This window comes from Streptomyces sp. NPDC005202, assembly GCF_040608235.1.
GTDB lineage: Bacteria > Actinomycetota > Actinomycetes > Streptomycetales > Streptomycetaceae > Streptomyces.
This window is the reverse complement of record NZ_JBEXHW010000012.1, coordinates 101049-119339: the sequence shown is the minus strand read 5'-3', so window position 1 is coordinate 119339 and position 18291 is coordinate 101049. Positions and strand designations below refer to the sequence as shown.

Here is an 18291-nt window from a genome sequence, read left to right as displayed (position 1 = left end):
TCACCCCCATGACCTCGGACGAACTCGTCGACCTGCACGGCGTACGCGTCCTGCGCTGCGCTCCCGACGGGCCGCCGCTCGACGGCGAGAGCGCGGCGCTGGACCTGATCGGCGAGGCGATGGGCCGGGACGCCGAGCTGGTCGCGGTGCCCGCGGAGCGGGTTCCCGACGCGTTCTTCCGGCTGCGGTCGGGCGTCGCCGGCGCGATCGTGCAGAAGTTCGCGAACTACCGCCTGCGCCTGGCCGTCGTGGGTGACATCTCCCATCAGGTCGAGGGCAGCTCGGCCCTGCGCGACTTCGTGTACGAGTCCAACGGCGGCAACCAGCTGTGGTTCCTGGCGGACGGCGAGACCCTCGACGCGAGGCTGTGCCCGTCCGGGTGACCCGGCGCGAAAAGGTGACAGGAGATGTCCGGCTTCCGCGACACCCTCGATAACGACGTCGACGGGACACGTACGGGAGGTCGGACATGCCGGGGCCACTCAAGGGCAAGGTCGCACTGGTCGCGGGGGCCACGCGGGGAGCGGGCCGGGGAATCGCGGTGGAGCTCGGCGCGGCCGGCGCCACCGTGTACGTCACCGGACGCACCACCCGCGCGCGCCGCTCGGAGTACGACCGCCCGGAGACCATCGAGGACACCGCCGACCTGGTGAGCGAGGCCGGCGGCCGCGGCGTGGCCGTCCCCACCGACCATCTCGAGCCGGAGCAGGTCCGTGACCTCGTGGACCGCATCGCGGACGAGCAGGGCCGCCTCGACGTCCTCGTCAACGACATCTGGGGCGGCGAGACCCTCTTCGAGTGGGACACCCCCGTGTGGGAGCACGACCTCGACAACGGGCTGAGGCTGCTCAGGCTCGCGGTGGAGACGCACGCGATCACCAACCACCACGCCCTGCCCCTGTTGCTGCGCCGGCCCGGCGGCCTGGTGGTGGAGATGACCGACGGGACCGCCGAGTACAACCGGGACACCTACCGCGTCAACTTCTTCTACGACCTCGCCAAGGCGTCCGTGCTGCGCATGGCCTTCGCGCTCGGCCACGAACTCGGCCCGCGCGGCGCCACCGCGGTCGCGCTGACCCCCGGCTGGCTGCGTTCGGAGATGATGCTCGACCACTTCGGGGTGCGCGAGGAGAACTGGCGCGACGCCCTGGAGCGCGTACCGCACTTCGCCATCTCCGAGACGCCGCGCTACGTCGGCCGCGCCGTCGCCGCCCTCGCCGCCGACCCCGATGTGGCCCGCTGGAACGGGCAGTCCCTCTCCAGCGGCGGCCTCGCCCACGTCTACGGATTCACCGACCTGGACGGCAGCCGCCCCGACGCCTGGCGCTACCTCGTCGAGGTCCAGGACACGGGCAGACCGGCGGACACGACCGGATACCGGTGACCCTCATGCCTGCGGCACCGGCGGCAGCGGCCAGCGCGCCCCATGGCCCGGCGGCAGCGCCAGGTCCGTCCGGACGGCCGCGTAGTAGCCCTCCCGTGCGGCGCGCTGCTGCTCCAGCAGCGCCTGCCAGGCCTCCGGCTCCTGCCGCCCCTCCCGCAGGAACCGCTCCATCTCCATCACTGAGACGACCCACACGCGGGCCTTCTCCACCACCTCCGGACTGCCCAGCATGATCAGCGCCTCCCCCGACGGGTCCCGGGCGATGGTCGCCTCGGCCAGCAGCGGCTCGGCCTCCTGGAGGGACAGGGGATGCGGATGCGGGTCGTTGCCGAGGTGGGAGGCCACCCGGTACGTCAGCGTGACCGTCTTCTTCAGCGCCCGGGCGTAGTCGGCGTACACCGCGAGCCGCCGCTCCTCCCAACGCGCCGCCTGCTCCCGGCGGAACCGGGCCCGGTCACCCCGCACGGCCGCCAGGTACGAGCCGAGCGCGCCGATCACGACGCCGATGAGCGCGGGGAGTTGCTGTATGAACGCGGACATGCGCGCACGCTATCTGCCCAGGTGATCGTTCCGGCAGTAGGTTCCCGTCCATGACGGACACAAGACGCTTCGACGGACACGGGGTTCTCATCACCGGTGCCGCCCGCGGCATCGGTGCGGCCACCGCCCGCAGGCTGGCCGAGGAGGGGGCGCGGGTCCTGGTGACCGACGTGGACGCGGCCGAGGCGGAGAAGACGGCGGCGGGCCTGCGGGACGAAGGGCTCATGGCGGAGGCGTACGCCTGTGACGTGGCGGACCGGGCCTCGGTCGAGGCGGCCGTGGCGCACGCCGCCCGCACCTTCGGCTCGCTCGACGTCCTGGTCAACAGCGCGGCCTGCTGCACGCCCGACACCCCGCTCTTCGAGGACGGCCCGGACGAGGTCTGGGCCCGCGACCTCGACGTCACCCTGACCGGCGCCTACCGCTGCTGCCGCGCCGCCCTGCCGCACCTGGCGGCCTCCGGCCGGGGCGCGATCGTCAGCATCGGGTCCGTCAACGGCGTCCAGGACTTCGGCAACCACGCCTACAGCGCCGCGAAGGCGGCCCTCGCCTCCCTCACCCGCACCCTCGCCGGGCACGCCGCCGCCCGCGGGGTCCGCGTCAACCTGGTGATGCCGGGCACGGTGCGCACCTCGGCGTGGGAGGGACGCGACGCCGAACTCGCCGCGCTGCGCGAGCTGTACCCCCTCGGCCGTGTCGGGGAACCGGAGGACATCGCGGCCGCCGTCGCCTTCCTCGCCTCCCGCGACGCGGCCTGGATCACCGGCACCACACTCACCGTCGACGGCGGCCTCACCGCGGTCAACACCGGGTTCCACGCGGCGGTTCGAGGGCGGACGGAGGCCTGAGTCCACGCGGCGGCCCGGGGGCGGACGGACGCCTGAGGACGCCGTACCACCAGCCGACGACCCGCCACCGTCAGGAACACTGCCGCGGCGAGGGCGGCGAGCACCCGCTCCGCATCCGCCTTGGACGTACGCCATGTGCTGAACGCTGCGCTCAGCGCCGGCACCCGTCGTACACGGGCGGGGTCAGGAACGCCTCCCCGGAGAACTCCCGGCGGCTGCGGGCCCCAGGGCTCGCCGCAGTCGCCGCAGGGGCGCCTTCGCCGCCGGTCGGCGCCTTCGCCGCCGGTCCGGCAGGCCCGTCCGTCCGCCACGCCAGGGTAATCCGGTCGCGCGCCCGGGCATGGTCGACCCGGAGCGTCCGCAGATCCGCTCCGGCCTGAGGCTGCGGCACCACGGCGGCGCCGAGCCCCTGCGCGGCGAGCCGCAGGAGCGTCTCCGGTGCCGCCGCTTCGAACGAACGCGACGGACGTGCGGTCGCCGTACGCCTCGAGGAGCGGATGGTGTCACCGTTTCGTCTCAGCCTGACCGGCTCTACAACCGACGTCCCCCGGTCGTGGTCTAGCTGTCGGAGAGCGCGGGACCGCACGAAGGGGGAATCACGATATGAGGGACATACGCAGACGGGGAGCCGTCGCACCGGGCGTCACGGGACTGGTGGCGCCGCTCACGCTGGCGCTCGGAGCCGTGCCGGCGCAGGCCGCGAGCTGCACGACGCAGACCGGGCCGTACCAGAAGCAGGTGGAGAAGTTCCTGGGCCGCCCGGTCGATGGCCGTCAGTCGTCTGCCGACTGCAAGGCCGTCCAGGCCTTCCAGAACAAGCACGGCATCACGCCCGCCATCGGGTACGCCGGTCCCGTCACCTGGGGTGTGATGGACCTGATGAACAAGCAGAAGGCCGTCGGGAACAAGCCCAACAAGGACGGCAGGTGCCCGGTCAACAAGGGCCGCATCGCCTGCGTCAACCTCACGCTTCAGCTCAGCTGGATCCAGGACGGCAGCCGACTGGTCTACGGGCCCGTGCCGGTGCGCACCGGCCGCGACGGGTACGAGACCCGCACCGGCCTGAAGAAGATCTACTGGCGGCACATCGACCACGTCTCGACGATCTACAACGTGCCCATGCCCTACAGCCAGTTCTTCGACGGCGGCCAGGCCTTCCACGCGGTCGGCGTCAGCATGTGGAACCCGCCGGGCTCGCACGGCTGCGTCAACATGACGACGAAGGACGCCAAGAAGTACTGGTCGCTGCTGAAGAAGGGCGACGACGTCTTCGTCTACGGGCGCAAGCCGGGCACCTGAGCACAGGCACCCGGCCGCTGAAGCACCGGGACGTCACGCCTCGGGCGCGTCCCCGAAGTCGGGGATCTCCAGCCGCACTCCGCCCTGCCGCGCGGACTCGTGCGCGACGATGCCCGGCAGGGTGTAGCGGGCCGCCACCCAGGCGTTCACGGACGGCAGGGTGCGGGTGTTGACCGCGGTCACGAAGTCGTCCACCAGGAAGTGGTGGCTGCCCTCGTGCCCGTTGTGCAGGTGGTCGAACTCGCGCGGCAGCCGCGAGCGGTCGTGCACCGGAGCCGAGCCGGAGGTGAAGGCGGCCCGCAGCTCCGGGGCGATGTGCTGCAGCGAGGGGTCGTCGGGGGCCATGGTCGGCTTGGGCTCCAGCAGCTCCGTGATGTCCTGCACGCCCTTCTTGTCCTGCCACAGGGCCACGGTGGCGAGCTGCTCCATGCTCGCCTCCGTACCGAAGAACCGGAACCGCGACTCCCGTATGTGCGAGGGGTAGCCGACCCGCCGGAACTCGTTCGTGCGGAACGAGCCGCCGCCCGCGACCTCGAACAGCGCGGTGGCATTGGAGAAGTCGTTGCCGAACTGGCTGACCTCCTTGTCGAACACGCCGTCCCCGCGCTCGTCGACGACACCGATCGCCGACACGCTCACCGCATGCGTCTGCCACGCGCCCAGCACCCCGCCCACCGAGTGCGTCGGGTACAGCAGCGGGGGATAGCTGGCGGTCGCCTTCCAGTTCTCGCCGCCGCTGTAGCGGTAGGCGTCGTAGAAGCCGAGGTCCATGTCGTGGACGTAGTCGCCCTCGGCGTAGAAGAGCCGACCGAACGCGCCCGCGGCGATCTGGTTGCGGGCGTGGACGGTCGCCGGGTTGTACTGGCTGGTCTCGCCCATCATGTACGTCAGGCCGGTCGCCTTGACCGCGTCGATGATCGCGGCGATCTCCTCGGTGGTGATCGCCATGGGGACCGCGGAGTACACGTGTTTGCCGGCGTTCAGGCCCTGGAGCACCAGGGGCCCGTGCGTCCAGCGCTGCGTGAAGATCGCGACCGCGTCGACGGCCTTCGACTCCAGCATGGCCTCGTACGACGGGAAGGTGCCCGCGAGGCCCTGGGCGGCGGCGAGCTGCTCGGCCCGTTCGGGCAGCAGGTCGGTGACGTGGACGTCGCCGACGCCGGGGTGGGCCTGGAACAGCGTGGCGAACTGGCCGGAGAACTGGCCGGCGCCGACGATGCCGATCGAGAACGTCATGAAATGGATGCCCTTCACTGGGAGAGGATCAGGTTGATCTGGCTGTTGGTCTTGTCGAGGCCGCTCACCGGCGCGTCGTTGGCGTAGAGGTCCTGCATGGCGGGGTGCATGAGCGCGAACACGTCCGCCGCGTAGTTCGTGATCGGGTAGGAGAAGGTCGTGAAGTGCTTCTTGTCGGCGACCGGCCGGGTGAAGGCCGTGACGTCGATGCCCTTCTTCTCGTACGCCGCCACGGCCGCCTTCGTGCCGTCGGGCGTGGCCGGGAAGACGATCCCGTAGCTGCCGACGGTCTTCTGGCAGGCGTTGGAGGACAGGTACTTCACCCACTTCAGCGCGCCCTGCTTGTTGCGGGCGTGCTTGGTGACCGAGTCGGCGAGGCCGTTCATCATCGTGGCCCGCTGGCCGGTGGGACCGACGGGTGTGACGGCGGCGCCGATGTCCATCCCCTTGAAGCCGTGGTATGTCGAGATCATCCACGCCCCGTCGAAGGCCGCCGCGGCCTTGCCCGCCGCCACCTGCGTGTTCGCCTGGTTGGACTGGGAGTTGTAGTCGGTGAAGGGGGCCATGTAGCCCTTCTTCGCCAGCCCGAAGTACCACTTGATCACCGACTGGAAGGTCCTGCTGTCGTACTGGTACTTCCTGCCCCACCGCTTCTTGTCGGTGTAGGTCCAGCCCGCGGAGCCGGTGAAGGTGCTCCACTGGGTCTGCCCGTCGGCGTCGCCGCCGCCGTTGGTGGCGAGGCCGTACACCTTGACGTGGTGCTTGTCGAAGCCCGGTTCGTCGCCCCGCTTGCCGTGGGCGTCGAGGGTGAGGTGGGCGATGGCCTTCTCGAAGGTGCCGCCGTCCTTCGGGTTCCAGGAGAGGTCGTTGAGTCGGTCCGCGGCCAGGTCGGCGGCTTTGGCCATCTTCTTGTTGTAGAAGAGGGCGACGGTGTCCCAGTCCTTCGGGGCGCCGTAGCGGTGGCCGTCCTGGCCGATCCAGTTGTCGGCCAGCCCCTTCTGGTAGGCGGCAGGGTCGATGCCCAGGTCGTCGAGCGGCTCGAGCACCTTCAGGTCGGCGAACTGGCCGAACTTCTGGATGTGGTCGGTGAACACGTCCGGCTGGGTGCCCGCGATGAAGCTCGCGGTGAGCTTGGTCCAGTAGTCGTCCCAGCCCAACTGGGTGATCTTGACGTGCAGTCCGGGGTTCTCCTTCTCGAAGTCCTTGGCGCAGGCCTGGTAGGCGGGCAGCTGGTTGGCGTCCCACAGCCAGTACGTCACGGTGTTCGCCGCCGAGCCCGCCGTACCGCCCTTGGCGCAGCCGGTGAGGGCCACCAGTCCGAGCGCGAGGGCTGCCGCCAGTCGCGTGTGAAGTCGCATCCAGGTCCCCCTACTTGATCCCGGTGAAGCTGATGGAGCTGACGATGCGTCGCGCGCAGAACCCGAAGAGCACCAGCATCGGCAGCGCGGCGATGAGGGTGGCCGCCATGAGGCCCGACCAGTCGACGCCGGACTGCGGGGTCTGCGCCCGGAAGACGGCCAGCGCGACGGTGAGCACGCGCGAGCTGTCGCTGTAGGACACCATCAGCGGCCAGAAGTAGTCGTTCCAGGACGTGATGTACGTCAGCACGGCCAGCGTGAGGATCGGGGTGGACGCCATCGGCAGCAGCACCCGGAAGAAGACCCGCACCTTCCCGGCGCCGTCGAGCAGGGCGGCCTCCTCGACCTCCCGGGGCACGTTCATGAAGAACTGGCGCAGGAAGAACACCGCGAACGGCGTCATGAACATCGTCGGCAGCGCGATGCCCAAGAGCGTGTCGACCAGGCCGAGTTGCTTGATGAGCACGAAGTTCGGCAGCAGCGTGAAGATGGCCGGCACCATCAGGCCCGCGAGGAACAGCCCGAAGACCTTGTCGCGGCCGCGCCAGCGCAGCCGCGCGAAGGCGTACGCGGCCATAGCGGAAAAGAAGATCTGGCAGACGGTGATCAGCGTCGAGACGATCACCGAGTTGAGCAGATAGCGCCAGAACTTCAGTCCGCCGCCCGCACCGCCCTGGGCGATCGCCTCCTTGGCGGACTCGAGCCCCAGGGCCCGCGCGAAGCCGTTGCCGGTGAGGTCCACGGGCAGCGGGTCGGTCGGGTGGGCGTTGAGCCCGGCGTTGCCGGACAGCGCGGTGCGCAGGATCCAGTAGAAGGGCAGGAGGGTGACGAGCACGATCACCCCCATCACCGCCCAGGCCACGATCCGGCCGGGGGAAGGACGCCGGACGCGCCGTACGGTTGTCGTTGTCGTTGTCGTTGCCACGGCAGCCATGTCGATCGCTCCCCTCCGTCAGCCGAGGTCGGTCCGGCCGGCCCGGGTGAGCCGGTACTGGACGACGGTGATCGCGCTCAGCACGACCAGTAGGGCCACGGACATCGCGGACGCGTAGCCGAACTGGAAGCGGCCGAAGGCCGATTGGTAGATGTAGTACTGGAGCACGTTGGTCGCGTTCGCCGGGCCGCCTCCGGTCGTCACGGCGACCGTGTCGAACACCTGGAACGAACCGATCACCGTCATGATCAGGACGACCGCGAGGACCGGCCGCAGCAGCGGCAGTGTGATCCGCCAGAACATCCGCCACTCGCTCGCGCCGTCCACCTTCGCGGCCTCGTACATGTCGTCCGGGATGGCCTGCAGTCCGGCGAAGAGCAGCAGCGCGGTGTAGCCGACGTGCCGCCACACGTTGATCAGGGCGATCGTCGGGATCGCCCACTTGTCGTCGGCGAGGAAGGGAATGCGGTCGAAGCCGAGCGCGGAGATGATCTGGTTGCCGATGCCGAGCTGGGTGTCGAGGATCCAGAGCCAGACGATGCCGGCGACCACGTTCGACATCAGATATGGCGTCAGGACGATTCCGCGCAGCACCGCCGACCGCGTCAGCCGCTGGAGCAGCACCGCGATGGCGAGGGCCGAGACCGTCTGCACCCCGATGTTGATGACGACGTACTCGACGGTGACCTTCAGGGAGTCCCAGAAGATGGGGTCGTGCACCATCCGCACGTAGTTGTCGAGGCCCGCCCACCGCGCGGGGGTGAGCAGGTTGAAGCGGGTGAAGCTGAGACAGATGCCCCGTAGCGTGGGCCAGAGCAGGAAGACCAGAAAGCCCAGCAGGGCCGGGGCGAGGAAGACGGCCGCGAGCGGACCGTCCCCCCGCGTCGCACGGGTGCGCGCCCCGGCGGTTCTCGGCTTGGTCCCGGCCCCCTCGGCGCCGCTCAGCGGCAGACGCGACGGAGGGCTGCTGGAGGCGATGGTCATCGGGAGACTCCCTCGTCTGCGGCGGCTCGTCCTCGGGCCACTTACTTTTGATGCGGAACAATCAAGCCGTCAAGGGTCGTGCATCGACCTTTTCTCGCGGCAAGTTCCGGCTCTACAGTGGCCGTGTTGATTCCATGGTGAAAGAAATCTTGGGGGTCTGAGCGTCGTGACGACCGTTGCTGCCAGCTGGCTGCCGCTGAGCCCCGGCGAACGCTCCGTGGCGATCGAGGTGCTCGTTCACGGTCCGCTCTCGCGCAGCGAGCTCGCACGGCGGCTGAACCTGTCCGCGGGCAGCCTCACCCGGCTGACCAAGCCGCTGATCGAGTCGGGTCTGCTGGTGGAGGTCCCCGAGGCGGGCGCCCCGGCGGAGGGGCGTCAGGGGCGCCCCTCGCAGCCGCTCGACGTCGTCGCCGAGTCCCGCTCCTTCCTCGGCTTCAAGGTCACCGAGGACATGGTCTACGGCGTCGTCACCACGCTGCGCAGCGAGATCGTCGCGCGGCTCGACCGGCCGCTTGCCACCCACGACCCCGAGCAGGTGGCGGACCTGCTGGCCGAGATGACCAGTGAGCTGACGGAGGAGTTCCCCTCGCTCGCGGGCATCGGCATCGGCGTGGGCGGCCTCGTGCAGGACCGCGCCGTGGTCGGGGAGTCGCCGTTCCTGCTGTGGCGCGACGTCCCACTGGCGGACCTCGTGCAGCAGCGCACCGGGCTGCCCGTGGTCGTCGAGAACGACGTCGCCGCCCTGGTGGAGGCCGAGACCTGGTTCGGCGCCGGCCGCGGGCTCGACCGGTTCGTCGTGCTCACCATCGGCGCGGGCATCGGCTACGGGCTGGTGCTGGGCGGCAAGCGGGTGCCCTGTGCCGAGGAGGACCGCGGCTTCGGGCGGCACTGGATCCTCAACCCCTACGGGCCGCTCACCCCCTTCGGTGAGCGCGGCAGTGCCGTCTCGCTGCTGACCATCCCCAGCATCCGCTACCAGATCCAGGCCGCCACCGGCCGCGAGGTGACGTACGAGGAGGTCCTCGCCCTCGCCGCGGCGGGCGAGCCCATGGCGTCCCGCGTCGTCGACGAGGCGGCCCGGGCCCTGGGTACCCTGGTCGCCCAGATCTCCAACTTCGCGATGCCGCAGAAGATCCTGCTCGCGGGAGAGGGGGTCGGGCTGATGGATGTGGCGGGAAACACGGTGGGGGAGACCCTCCGCGCCCACCGGCACCCGCTGGCCGCCCCGGTCGATCTGGAGGTCAAGGTCTCCGACTTCCACGACTGGGCACGCGGGGCCGCCGTGTTGGCGATCCAGGTACTGGTGCTCGGTACCGCTGAAGGGTGAACTCCCTCTTCGTCCTTCCGTATTGGCGTGATGAGCAACACGGTCCGAAATGCCTGTATCGCTCGTACTTACTCACCATGCCTTCACGTCGATCGGCATATGCTTCACAGCATGTCCACCACTGTTGAAGCCGCCTCCGAGCGATCGGCCGCGGAGGTCAACGAGGAGATCCGGGCCCTGTGGCTCCGGTCGGGCGGGACACTGACCACCGAGCAGCGCGAGGAATACCAGCGGCTCGTGATGGAGTGGGCCGCGGCCGCTCCGCACCCGGTCAGGGCGGCCTGAGTCACCGCCGGACATCGGACCACCGTCCCGGGGCGACCCGGCGGCAGATGCTCGCGGTCGCCGTCGTCCTCGCCTCCCTGTACCCGGCTCTTCCCGCCGTCCGGGGGCCGGCCGTGCTGCACGAGCGGGTCACCCGGCGGCAGGCGGCAGGCGGTGGGCCTGGCGGGCGCGGCGGCCGCCACCGTGCTGCTGACGCCGGCATGACCACCGTGCCGGCGACCCGAAGGGGACTGGCTCAGCCCCAAGTGGCGGAGTAATAGCGGCGATAGGCCTTGCGGTCCTGCTCCGCGCGGATCCACCGGGTGGCGACCAGCGCGATCAGACTGCCCGCGATGACCAGGAGACCGGGGCCGATGGTGCGGGGGTCCGAGAGCCGGGACAGCAGCGTCGAGCCCTCCGTGCCGCCCTTCACCGGCGCCGACGACCCGGGCGAGGCGGTGCCGGGCGCGATCGCGCTGTGGGTGGCCGAGGACGGGGCGGGGGAGGGCGCGGCACTCTGCCCGCCGGCCTGCTGCGCCGACACGATCAGCTTCACGCCGAGTGCGGACAACGCCTTGGTCACCGGCTGGAAGAACGTCGTACCGCCCGTGGTGCAGTCGCCGCTGCCGCCCGAGGTCACCCCCAGTGCGATTCCCTCGGAGAACAGCGGGCCGCCGCTGTCGCCCGGTTCGGCGCACACCGTGGTCTGGACCAGCCCGGTGACGGTGCCCTCGGGATAGTTCACGGTCGCGTTCAGCGCGGTCACCTGGCCGTCGTGGAGACCGCTCGTGCTGCCGCTGCGGAACACCCGCTGCCCCACGACCGGATCGCTCACGCCCGTGATCCGCACACCCTTGCCGCCGCCGATCGCCACGACGTCGGCGCCGTCGCCGGCGCGGCCGGAGGCGTACTGCACCAGCGAGAAGTCGTTGCTCGGGAAGGAGCTGCTGACCGTCCTGCCCAGCTGCTGCGTCCCCTGGTTGTCGGCGAACCAGATCGAACCGGTGGGTCCGCAGTGCCCGGCGGTGAGGATGAAGTCGCTCTGCCCGTTGGTCACGTTGAAGCCCGCAGAGCACCGTCCTCCGGTCGACAGGATCGGCTGCGCCCCGTTGAGGCGGGTGGTGAACGTGCTCTTGGTGCGCTCCATCCGCACGAAACTGCCGATGCCGTCGGCGACCTTGGTCATCCGGGACCAGTCGTCGGCGGAGACGGTGCTGTCGGCCTCGACGATCACCCGGTTCGTCCGGTAGTCCACCGCCCACGCCGTGCCCGCCACCCGGGGCGCCGCGCGCAGCGTCGCCGTCGCCGACTTCAGCTCGTCCATGCTGTGCCGCACGACCTTCGCCTCGGCGCCCGCCCGCCGCACCTCGGCCGCCGCCTTGTCGTCGGTGACCGCCACGACCGGGCGCCCGTCGGCGCCGATCCAGTTGCCCGCCGTACGGGAGGTGCCGAGCCGTGACACCAGGCCGGCGCCGGTGGCGGCGGCCGACTGCGCGGAGCTGCGCGGGACGGCGGACGCGCCGGGTGTCTCACTGGCCATCGCCGCCTGGGTGACCATCGCTCCGCCCAGAAGGAGTCCCGCCACGGCCGTCAGCCGTGTCACTCGCCGGACGACCCGTCGTCGTGCGTGCCTCATGCATGGCTCCCGAACCCCGAACACGCGGTCTCCACACCGCGGGGCCCTCCGGTCGTCGAGCGCCCTTCCTCCATACGTGGCGCGGCCCGGCCGTGTTCAGCGTGCGGGTGATCTTCTCGGGACTCACCTGGGACCCGCCTGGTCAACAGGTGGCTCGTGCCGCCGGGTTGGTCTGCGGGTCGGGGGCGGTGCCGTCCGGGGACGGCGCGAGGCGCGCCCAGCTCGGTGCGTCGCCCCAGACGGAGGTCGGGCCGACGTAGGGCCGCAGCAGTGCGGTGAGGCCCGGATCGCCGCGCCGGTTCAGCTCGTCGGAGGCGATCTTGCGGGCGATGCCGGCGAGGAAGTCGGCGAGCTGCACCCGTGGGTCCCGGCGCGAGTCGACGAGGTCCAGTCCGCCCAGCCCGATCCCGTCCCGCCGGGCCGTGCGCACGATCCAGGCGATGCGTTCGGGAGTGAGCATGTTCTGCTGGTCGTGCACGAGCCGCACGGGTTGCCCGTCCGCGCTCCAATGGGCGGCCGTCCGCAGAATCGCGGGAAGCAGCGGATTGAGTACGGGAATCAGAGCCGGACCGGCCGGCATCCGCGCCCGAAAGGAATCGGCGCGTGAACGGGCCTCGGCGAGCCGTCCCAGAATCTCCGTGACGTCCGCACGGGAGTTCACCTCCTGCAGGGCTTCGACCGCGCGGAAGAAGTCGTCCACCGGCGCGGCCGGCTCCCCGTTGTTCCTGGCCCGCAGCAATTGGTTGGCCGCCTCCAGGAATTGCCTCCACCGCTCCGGCCCGAAGGTCCCCCGCCCCGCACGCAGGAGGGTGACCGCCTCGGCCGAGTCGCCGAGCAGCAGGTCGAGCGCCCGGTCCACGACGAAGAACGCCTTCTCGGTGAGGTCCGCATGGGCGTGCCCGTACAGCGGACCCGACGGGGAGAGCAGCCATTCCAGCACTGCCCGGTGTTTCTCCCGCAGCAGATGCGTGGCCTTGTACTCCTCCGCGGGTGAGCGGATCCGGTCCCGAATCTCCTGCACGCACCCGGCGGCGGATGCCAGGGACAGCCGCACACTGGCGTGCGCGAAGACGTCGGTGTTCCCGCTGGTGAGATTCTCGCCGTCCGACCCCGACTCGTCGCAGGCGACTTCCGGAAAACCGCCGTCCGCCATTCGCCGCGCCCCGTCCATGTGATTCCACGTCACGCCACAGCCCCCTATCTTGTGCTCCATGAAGAGGATCCCGCACGACACGTCCGGTGAACCCGCCCCCAATCCCCTGCGCGTCCTCACCCTCGAAGACCTCCGACGCCGGACGAGCAGGAAATGGCGCGCCTACCCGGCCGACGTCCTGCCGCTGTGGGTGGCCGAAATGGATGTGCCGCTGGCCGGGCCGGTCGTCCGTGCGGTCACGGACGCGCTCGCGCTCGGGGACACCGGTTACTGCACCGGCACCGCCTACGCCGAGGCGCTGGCCGCCTTCGCGCACAAGCGGTGGGGCTGGGACGGGCTCGCCGTGGAGCGCACCGCGATCGTGCCCGACGTGATGACGGGCGTCGTCGAGATGCTCAAGCTGGTGACCGGGCCCGGGGATCCGGTGGTGGTCAGTACGCCGGTGTATCCGCCGTTCTTCGAGTTCGTGGAGCACATGGACCGGCGCGTCCTGCAAGCCCCGCTTGGCGCGGATCTGCGCCTCGACCGCGGCACGCTGGCGGAGGCGTTCCAGCAGGCCGTCGCGGGCGGCCGGCGGGCCGCCTACCTGCTGTGCAGCCCGCAGAACCCGACCGGCACGGTGCACACCGCCGACGAACTGGCCGCCGTCGCCGCCCTGGCCGACCGCTACGGCGTGCGCGTCGTGGCCGACGAGATCCATGCGCCGCTCCTCGCCGGCGGCGTGCTGTTCGTGCCGTACCTGAGCGTGCCGGGCGGGGAGAACGGCCTGTCGCTGATGTCGGCGACCAAGGGCTGGAACCTGGCCGGAATCAAGGCAGCACTCGCCATCGCGGGTCCCGCGGCCGCCGCCGACCTCGCCCGGCTGCCGGAGGAGGTCGCCGACGGCCCGAGCCACGTCGGCGTCATCGCCCACACCGCCGCGCTGCGTGACGGCACCGGCTGGTTGGACGCGCTGCTGGCCGGCCTCGACGACAACCGCCGGCTGCTTGCCGACCTGCTGGCCGAACACCTCCCCGCGATCTCCTACCGCCCCGGACAGGCCACGTATCTCGCCTGGCTGGACTGCCGCGCCCTCGGCCTCGGCGACGATCCGGCCCAGGTCTTTCTCGACCGGGGGCGGGTGGCGCTCAGCTCCGGCACCCCCTTCGGCACCGGCGGCGCCGGACACGCACGCCTGAACCTGGCGACGTCGCCGGAGCTGGTCGCGGAGGGGGTACGGCGCATGGCGGCCGCCGTCGGGTGAGCCGGACCCGAGGCACTGTCATGGACACGTGACGCGGGTGTCATGATGGGCCCATGCGTGTGCTGATGCCGCTCCCCGACCGGGACTTCGACGTCACGGAGGTCGCCGTGCCCTGGCGGCTGCTCACGGACGCCGGGCACGAGGTCGTCTTCGCCACGGAACGGGCCGGCACCCGGCCCGCGGCCGACCCGCGCCTGCTGACGGGCGTGATCCTCGGGCAGCTCGGTGCCGAGGACGAGCCCAAGCGGTGCTACGAACAGCTCACCGGCGCACCGGAGTTCACCGCCACGGCCGCCTGGGCGGACCTGGACGTCGCATCGTTCGACGGGCTGCTCCTGCCGGGCGGACACGCACCCGGCATGCGCCAGTACCTCGGCTCGCCGGAACTGCAGCGCCAGGTCGCCCGCTTCTGGGCGCTCGGGCGGCCGGTCGGCGCGATCTGCCACGGCGTGCTGGTCCTCGCCCGCGCCCAGGACCCGGCCACGGGCCGCAGCGTGCTGGCCGGCCGGCGGACCACCTGCCTGCCCAAGTACATGGAGCGCACGGCCTACTTGACGACCGCCTGGCGACTGGGCCGCTACTACCGCACCTACCCGGCCTACGTGGAGGACGAGGTGCGGTCCGCCCTCGACGACCCGGGCACGCAGTTCGAACGCGGCCCCCGCGTGCTCACCCGGCGCGGCACCGCGGACGACGACACCCACGCGTTCGTCGTCCAGGACGGCACCTATGTGTCGGCGCGCTGGCCGGGAGACGCGTACCTCTTCGCGCGCCGCTTCCTGCAGCTCCTCACGTCGCAGACGTCGGCCTAGACTGCCGCGCATGGACGACACCCTCGTGGAGCGGCTCGGGGCCGGCAAGTACGTGCTGATCACCAGCTACCGCAAGAACGGCACCCCGGTCGCCACTCCCGTATGGGTGGTCCGGGACGGCGACGCGCTCGGCGTGTGGACGGCCGCCGACTCCTGGAAGGTCAAGCGGATCCGCAACCGCGCCGACATCCTCGTCGGCCCGTGCGACCTGCGCGGCAACCCGACCGGCGACCAGGTCCCGGCGACCGCGGAGATCTGCGACACGGCCACCACCGCCCGCTACCGCGGTCTCATCGCCCGCAAGTACGGCGTGATCGGCCGCCTCACCCTGCTCGGCAGCCGGCTGCGCCGGGGCGAGCAGGGAACCGTCGGCATCCGGGTGACCCCGACGCCCTGACGGTTCTTCCGGGGCCGCCGGAATCCGGCAGCCGGCCGCGCGGCTGTGTGCACAGCGCCGCGCGGCCGACACCCTGTCCCCGGACCGGCTACGACGCGTCGAGCACCGTGCCGGTCAGCACCGGCCCGCCGTCCTGCACCTCACCGGAGTCGTCGGCCAACTGGAAGCGGACCGCCTCGGCCCGCTCCCTGACCTGGTCCTTGACCGTGGGCAGGGTCACCTCGGTGTTCAGTTCGCCCGCCGGGACGGACGTCCACAGGTAGAGGTTCTCCACCTTGGACAGGGGCCGCTCCGGGTCGGGCGACGCACCGGAGTTCTCCCGGAGCCACTGCGCGTCGACGTCCTTCGTGGACAGCTCCGGACCGCCGGTGACCGGCCTTACGGCGAACAGCGCCGACATGTCCGTGTCGGCGGCCGCGGACAGGTTCACCCGCCACTTCAGAGGCTGCCCCTCGGTGACCCGGTCGGCGAGCGGCGTCACGGTGACTGTGGGCCTCGGGTCGTCGTTCTCCACGGTCACCCCGCCCCGGTACGAGCCGGTCACCGAGGTGTGGACCGCCTTCACCAGCACGGCGTGCGGCACGTCCTGGCCGTAGCGCGTGTTGCCCTTGACCTCCACCGACACGTCGATGTCCGGGCCGCCCGGCCGCACCGTCACCAGCCGGTCCCGGGCCTTGCCCGTCACCGGGTCGACGACGTACAGCCGCACCTGGCCGCTGCCGTGACCGGACACCCGCACCGGCACCCGGTAGGTGCGGACGCCCGAGTCGCCCTCCTTGACCGTCAGGCGGCCGATGTCGACGCGCGGCAGCGCGGCCGCCCGGACCGCCGGGGCGCCGGGGCGCCAGCCCCAGGCGTCCATCAGCCAGGCGCGGCCCGAGCGGGTGCGCGGGGTCAGCTCCAGCGTCGTGATGCGGCGCAGGTCGAGACCGGTGCGGGTGGCGGCGGTGAGGGGTACGCGCAGCTCGCGCGCCCAGTAGGTGGCGGTGCGCTCGGTGCCCGGCAGACCGTCGACCCGGACGCGGCCGAGCGTCGCCCTGTGGCCGGAGGCGTCGGCGAGGGACACGTCCAGTCGCGTGCCGGAGGTGTTCGGCGGCACGATCACACGCAGTGCCAGGTCCTTGGCGCCGTCGAGCGAGACCGGCGCGGCGGGCCGCACCCGCACCGCGGACCCCGCGGCGGACCAGCGCAGCGCCACCGCACGGCGGCCGGTCTCCCGGTCGGTCTCCCACTGCGCGAAGTGCGGCGAGACACCGACGGTGCCGGAGCCGAGGCAGGCGACGGACGGGCTCGGATCCACCGCGGAGCACAGCCGGCCGCCGGTCACGGAGACCGGCCCGTCCGGCAGGAAACCGCCGGTGCGCCTGGCGCCGACGGCGTGGGTGAGCACCCGCGCGGGATCCGCCGAGGGGGCCCGGAAGCCCGAGCCGTCGAGCAGCGGGCGCACCCGGTCGTCCCCGGCGACGAACAGCCGGGCCGCCGCGGCGATGTAGGTGGCGCCGGCCCTGTGCTGCTGGTCGGCGGTCAGCCGGGTCCTGGTGCCCGGCGAGCACACCGGGTCCCGGTGCTCCGGGTCGTCCCAGAAGTCGTCCTCGGCGGGCGCCTGCGCCTTGCCCGGCGTCCACTCGGTGTTGAAGAAGTTGTGGTCGGCGCCGACGACGTACACGGCGCTGTGCAGGGCGGTGCCGCGGCTGACTGAGCGGGTGCCGTCGACGTACACCTCGCCCTGCAGGTCGGAGACGTCGCCGTCGCAGCCCGGCAGGATCGTCGCCGACGGCACGTCGCCGACCGGATTCTGGCCGAAGATCGTCGGACCGATGAGGACGGTGCCGCTGATGTGCCAGCGGGCCGGGCCGTGGTAGCCGTCCTGGTCGGCGGCCGGCGGGTAGAGGCTGTCCAAGGCTGCGCGGTTCACGCCCTCGCCGCCGCGCGAGTGCCCGACCAGCAGGACGCGCGACAGATCGGCCTTCGGTGCGTGGCGGACGACGTCCGGTGCCGAGGCCGGGTGGGCTGCCCAGTCGGCCCAGCGGGCGAGGTGCAGCCGCACCAGCGACGAGCGGGCCTGAGCGCCACCGTCCTCGGCCGCCCAGTCCTGGCCGTTGATGCCGTTGGCCGAGATGGACACCGTCACGTAGCCCTGCGACGCCAGGAGCTGCTGGTCCTGCAGATAGCCCCGGTAGCTCGGGACGGGCTGCGTACCGGCCGGGCAGGGCCAGTCGCCGGTGATGTCGCCGTGCGGCTTGTAGCAGGTGGCGTGGCGGCCGTGCAGGAACAGCGCGAGCGGACGGCGGCCGGTGGCGCCCTGCGGCGCAACCACCACGGCGCGCATCTCGACCGGTGCCGAAAAGCCGGGCAACCGGACCGAGTTGAGGGTGTACTCGCCGGTGGCGGTGCGGTACGAGCCCGGCTTGCCCGGGTCGATGCTGCCCGCCGGGAGCGGTGCGGGCGGCTGCGCCGCGGCCACGGAGTTCCGGTCGTGCGGTCGGGCCGTCGCGCCCCGCGCGTCCAGGCGCCGCCCGGACGCGCGCACTTGAAGACCCTTCAGGTCAGTCGCCCGCGTGCGGCCCAGATCCAGGCGGAACGTCCGCCCGTCCCTCGCCTGCTGCGGCCGCCCGAGCGGTCGCTCGCCCGCGTAGAACTCGACGCGGGCGTCCCCCATGGGCACCGGCGTGTCCGACCGCCACTCCAACTGCCGGGCGGCCCCCTCCCCGGTGATCCGCCAGCCCGGCGGGAGCCCGCCGTCGCTGTCGGCTGCCGCCGTGAACGGCCGGACGCCGGGCGGCTGTTGGGCCTGCGCCGACACCGGCGCCGCCCCCGCCATGGCGAGCACCGCCACGGCGGTCACCCCTATTCGCCGGGCACGGATCAATGGTTCC

Annotated in this window: 18 protein-coding genes; 9 read left to right on the top strand and 9 right to left on the bottom strand. The window is 71.7% G+C overall.

All coding sequences use genetic code 11. The features are described 5' to 3' along the window. Positions 1-8: 8 nt before the first annotated feature. Both ABZV31_RS19715 and ABZV31_RS19710 read left to right on the top strand, forming a co-directional pair. A complete protein-coding gene (locus tag ABZV31_RS19715) occupies positions 9-383 on the top strand; it encodes a DUF4180 domain-containing protein (RefSeq protein ID WP_355895289.1) in 375 nt (124 codons plus the stop codon). Between the two features lie 86 nt (positions 384-469). Next, positions 470-1384 carry an SDR family oxidoreductase gene (locus tag ABZV31_RS19710; RefSeq protein ID WP_355895288.1) on the top strand — a complete coding sequence of 305 codons (915 nt, stop codon included), beginning with the start codon at positions 470-472 and terminating at the stop codon, positions 1382-1384. Between the two features lie 3 nt (positions 1385-1387). Here the strand turns inward: ABZV31_RS19710 and ABZV31_RS19705 are convergent, their stop codons facing one another. Next, a complete protein-coding gene (locus ABZV31_RS19705; RefSeq protein WP_355895286.1) occupies positions 1388-1924 on the bottom strand; it encodes a hypothetical protein in 537 nt (178 codons plus the stop codon). A gap of 50 nt (positions 1925-1974) precedes the next feature. Here ABZV31_RS19705 and ABZV31_RS19700 point away from each other — a divergent pair, with 50 nt between their 5' ends. After that, the gene (locus ABZV31_RS19700; RefSeq protein ID WP_355895283.1) at positions 1975-2772 is read left to right on the top strand and encodes an SDR family NAD(P)-dependent oxidoreductase; all 798 of its coding nucleotides are present in this window, start codon (positions 1975-1977) and stop codon (positions 2770-2772) included. A gap of 151 nt (positions 2773-2923) precedes the next feature. Here ABZV31_RS19700 and ABZV31_RS19695 read toward each other — a convergent pair whose 3' ends face one another. Further along, the gene (locus ABZV31_RS19695) at positions 2924-3358 is read right to left on the bottom strand and encodes a LysR substrate-binding domain-containing protein (RefSeq protein WP_355895281.1); all 435 of its coding nucleotides are present in this window, start codon (positions 3356-3358) and stop codon (positions 2924-2926) included. A 17-nt stretch (positions 3359-3375) separates the two neighbouring features. Here ABZV31_RS19695 and ABZV31_RS19690 point away from each other — a divergent pair, with 17 nt between their 5' ends. Continuing rightward, a complete protein-coding gene (locus tag ABZV31_RS19690) occupies positions 3376-4071 on the top strand; it encodes a L,D-transpeptidase family protein (protein WP_355895279.1) in 696 nt (231 codons plus the stop codon). Positions 4072-4104: 33 nt separating this feature from the next. Here the strand turns inward: ABZV31_RS19690 and ABZV31_RS19685 are convergent, their stop codons facing one another. The 4 genes from ABZV31_RS19685 to ABZV31_RS19670 are packed head-to-tail and all read right to left on the bottom strand — an operon-like array spanning position 4105 to position 8583. Next, a complete protein-coding gene (locus tag ABZV31_RS19685; RefSeq protein WP_355895426.1) occupies positions 4105-5307 on the bottom strand; it encodes a Gfo/Idh/MocA family oxidoreductase in 1203 nt (400 codons plus the stop codon). A gap of 14 nt (positions 5308-5321) precedes the next feature. Next, complete coding sequence (locus ABZV31_RS19680) at positions 5322-6665, bottom strand: sugar ABC transporter substrate-binding protein (protein WP_355895277.1); 1344 nt, start codon at positions 6663-6665, stop codon at positions 5322-5324. Positions 6666-6675: 10 nt separating this feature from the next. Beyond that, complete coding sequence (locus ABZV31_RS19675) at positions 6676-7599, bottom strand: carbohydrate ABC transporter permease (RefSeq protein ID WP_355895275.1); 924 nt, start codon at positions 7597-7599, stop codon at positions 6676-6678. An 18-nt stretch (positions 7600-7617) separates the two neighbouring features. After that, entirely contained in the window at positions 7618-8583 is a 966-nt protein-coding gene (locus ABZV31_RS19670; RefSeq protein WP_355895273.1) for a sugar ABC transporter permease, read from the bottom strand. A gap of 166 nt (positions 8584-8749) precedes the next feature. Between ABZV31_RS19670 and ABZV31_RS19665 the strand changes: the two genes are divergently transcribed. Beyond that, the gene (locus tag ABZV31_RS19665; protein ID WP_355895271.1) at positions 8750-9910 is read left to right on the top strand and encodes an ROK family transcriptional regulator; all 1161 of its coding nucleotides are present in this window, start codon (positions 8750-8752) and stop codon (positions 9908-9910) included. Positions 9911-10009: 99 nt separating this feature from the next. Next, positions 10010-10195: a hypothetical protein gene (locus tag ABZV31_RS19660; RefSeq protein ID WP_355895268.1), complete on the top strand. Its 186-nt coding sequence runs from the start codon at positions 10010-10012 to the stop codon at positions 10193-10195. 235 nt (positions 10196-10430) lie between these two features. Here the strand turns inward: ABZV31_RS19660 and ABZV31_RS19655 are convergent, their stop codons facing one another. Together ABZV31_RS19655 and ABZV31_RS19650 are read right to left on the bottom strand one after the other, a co-directional pair. Next, positions 10431-11810, bottom strand: coding sequence for a S1 family peptidase (locus tag ABZV31_RS19655; protein WP_355895266.1), 1380 nt, complete (start codon positions 11808-11810; stop codon positions 10431-10433). A gap of 142 nt (positions 11811-11952) precedes the next feature. Further along, positions 11953-12963: a DUF3800 domain-containing protein gene (locus tag ABZV31_RS19650; RefSeq protein ID WP_355895423.1), complete on the bottom strand. Its 1011-nt coding sequence runs from the start codon at positions 12961-12963 to the stop codon at positions 11953-11955. A 58-nt stretch (positions 12964-13021) separates the two neighbouring features. Between ABZV31_RS19650 and ABZV31_RS19645 the strand changes: the two genes are divergently transcribed. From ABZV31_RS19645 to ABZV31_RS19635, 3 genes are read left to right on the top strand one after another with little or no spacing between them, the layout of a single operon-like run. Then, complete coding sequence (locus ABZV31_RS19645) at positions 13022-14206, top strand: aminotransferase class I/II-fold pyridoxal phosphate-dependent enzyme (protein ID WP_355895264.1); 1185 nt, start codon at positions 13022-13024, stop codon at positions 14204-14206. 53 nt (positions 14207-14259) lie between these two features. Next, a complete protein-coding gene (locus tag ABZV31_RS19640; protein WP_355895262.1) occupies positions 14260-15018 on the top strand; it encodes a type 1 glutamine amidotransferase domain-containing protein in 759 nt (252 codons plus the stop codon). A 10-nt stretch (positions 15019-15028) separates the two neighbouring features. Continuing rightward, positions 15029-15415 carry a PPOX class F420-dependent oxidoreductase gene (locus ABZV31_RS19635; RefSeq protein WP_355895259.1) on the top strand — a complete coding sequence of 129 codons (387 nt, stop codon included), beginning with the start codon at positions 15029-15031 and terminating at the stop codon, positions 15413-15415. A gap of 88 nt (positions 15416-15503) precedes the next feature. Here the strand turns inward: ABZV31_RS19635 and ABZV31_RS19630 are convergent, their stop codons facing one another. Further along, positions 15504-18284 (bottom strand): hypothetical protein, encoded by a 2781-nt coding sequence (locus ABZV31_RS19630; protein WP_355895257.1) that lies wholly within the window; start codon positions 18282-18284, stop codon positions 15504-15506. Positions 18285-18291 lie beyond the last annotated feature (7 nt).

What these genes read in the sequence shown, in the direction of transcription:
- ABZV31_RS19675 (WP_355895275.1), bottom strand. Translation starts at nt 7,599, where the DNA reads ATGGCTGCCGTGGCAACGACAACGACAACGACAACCGTACGGCGCGTC.
- ABZV31_RS19640 (WP_355895262.1), top strand. Translation starts at nt 14,260, where the DNA reads ATGCGTGTGCTGATGCCGCTCCCCGACCGGGACTTCGACGTCACGGAG.
- ABZV31_RS19680 (WP_355895277.1), bottom strand. Translation starts at nt 6,665, where the DNA reads ATGCGACTTCACACGCGACTGGCGGCAGCCCTCGCGCTCGGACTGGTG.
- ABZV31_RS19690 (WP_355895279.1), top strand. Translation starts at nt 3,376, where the DNA reads ATGAGGGACATACGCAGACGGGGAGCCGTCGCACCGGGCGTCACGGGA.
- ABZV31_RS19655 (WP_355895266.1), bottom strand. Translation starts at nt 11,810, where the DNA reads ATGAGGCACGCACGACGACGGGTCGTCCGGCGAGTGACACGGCTGACG.
- ABZV31_RS19670 (WP_355895273.1), bottom strand. Translation starts at nt 8,583, where the DNA reads ATGACCATCGCCTCCAGCAGCCCTCCGTCGCGTCTGCCGCTGAGCGGC.
- ABZV31_RS19700 (WP_355895283.1), top strand. Translation starts at nt 1,975, where the DNA reads ATGACGGACACAAGACGCTTCGACGGACACGGGGTTCTCATCACCGGT.
- ABZV31_RS19650 (WP_355895423.1), bottom strand. Translation starts at nt 12,963, where the DNA reads ATGGCGGACGGCGGTTTTCCGGAAGTCGCCTGCGACGAGTCGGGGTCG.
- ABZV31_RS19635 (WP_355895259.1), top strand. Translation starts at nt 15,029, where the DNA reads ATGGACGACACCCTCGTGGAGCGGCTCGGGGCCGGCAAGTACGTGCTG.
- ABZV31_RS19705 (WP_355895286.1), bottom strand. Translation starts at nt 1,924, where the DNA reads ATGTCCGCGTTCATACAGCAACTCCCCGCGCTCATCGGCGTCGTGATC.
- ABZV31_RS19715 (WP_355895289.1), top strand. Translation starts at nt 9, where the DNA reads ATGACCTCGGACGAACTCGTCGACCTGCACGGCGTACGCGTCCTGCGC.
- ABZV31_RS19660 (WP_355895268.1), top strand. Translation starts at nt 10,010, where the DNA reads ATGCTTCACAGCATGTCCACCACTGTTGAAGCCGCCTCCGAGCGATCG.
- ABZV31_RS19685 (WP_355895426.1), bottom strand. Translation starts at nt 5,307, where the DNA reads ATGACGTTCTCGATCGGCATCGTCGGCGCCGGCCAGTTCTCCGGCCAG.
- ABZV31_RS19710 (WP_355895288.1), top strand. Translation starts at nt 470, where the DNA reads ATGCCGGGGCCACTCAAGGGCAAGGTCGCACTGGTCGCGGGGGCCACG.
- ABZV31_RS19645 (WP_355895264.1), top strand. Translation starts at nt 13,022, where the DNA reads ATGAAGAGGATCCCGCACGACACGTCCGGTGAACCCGCCCCCAATCCC.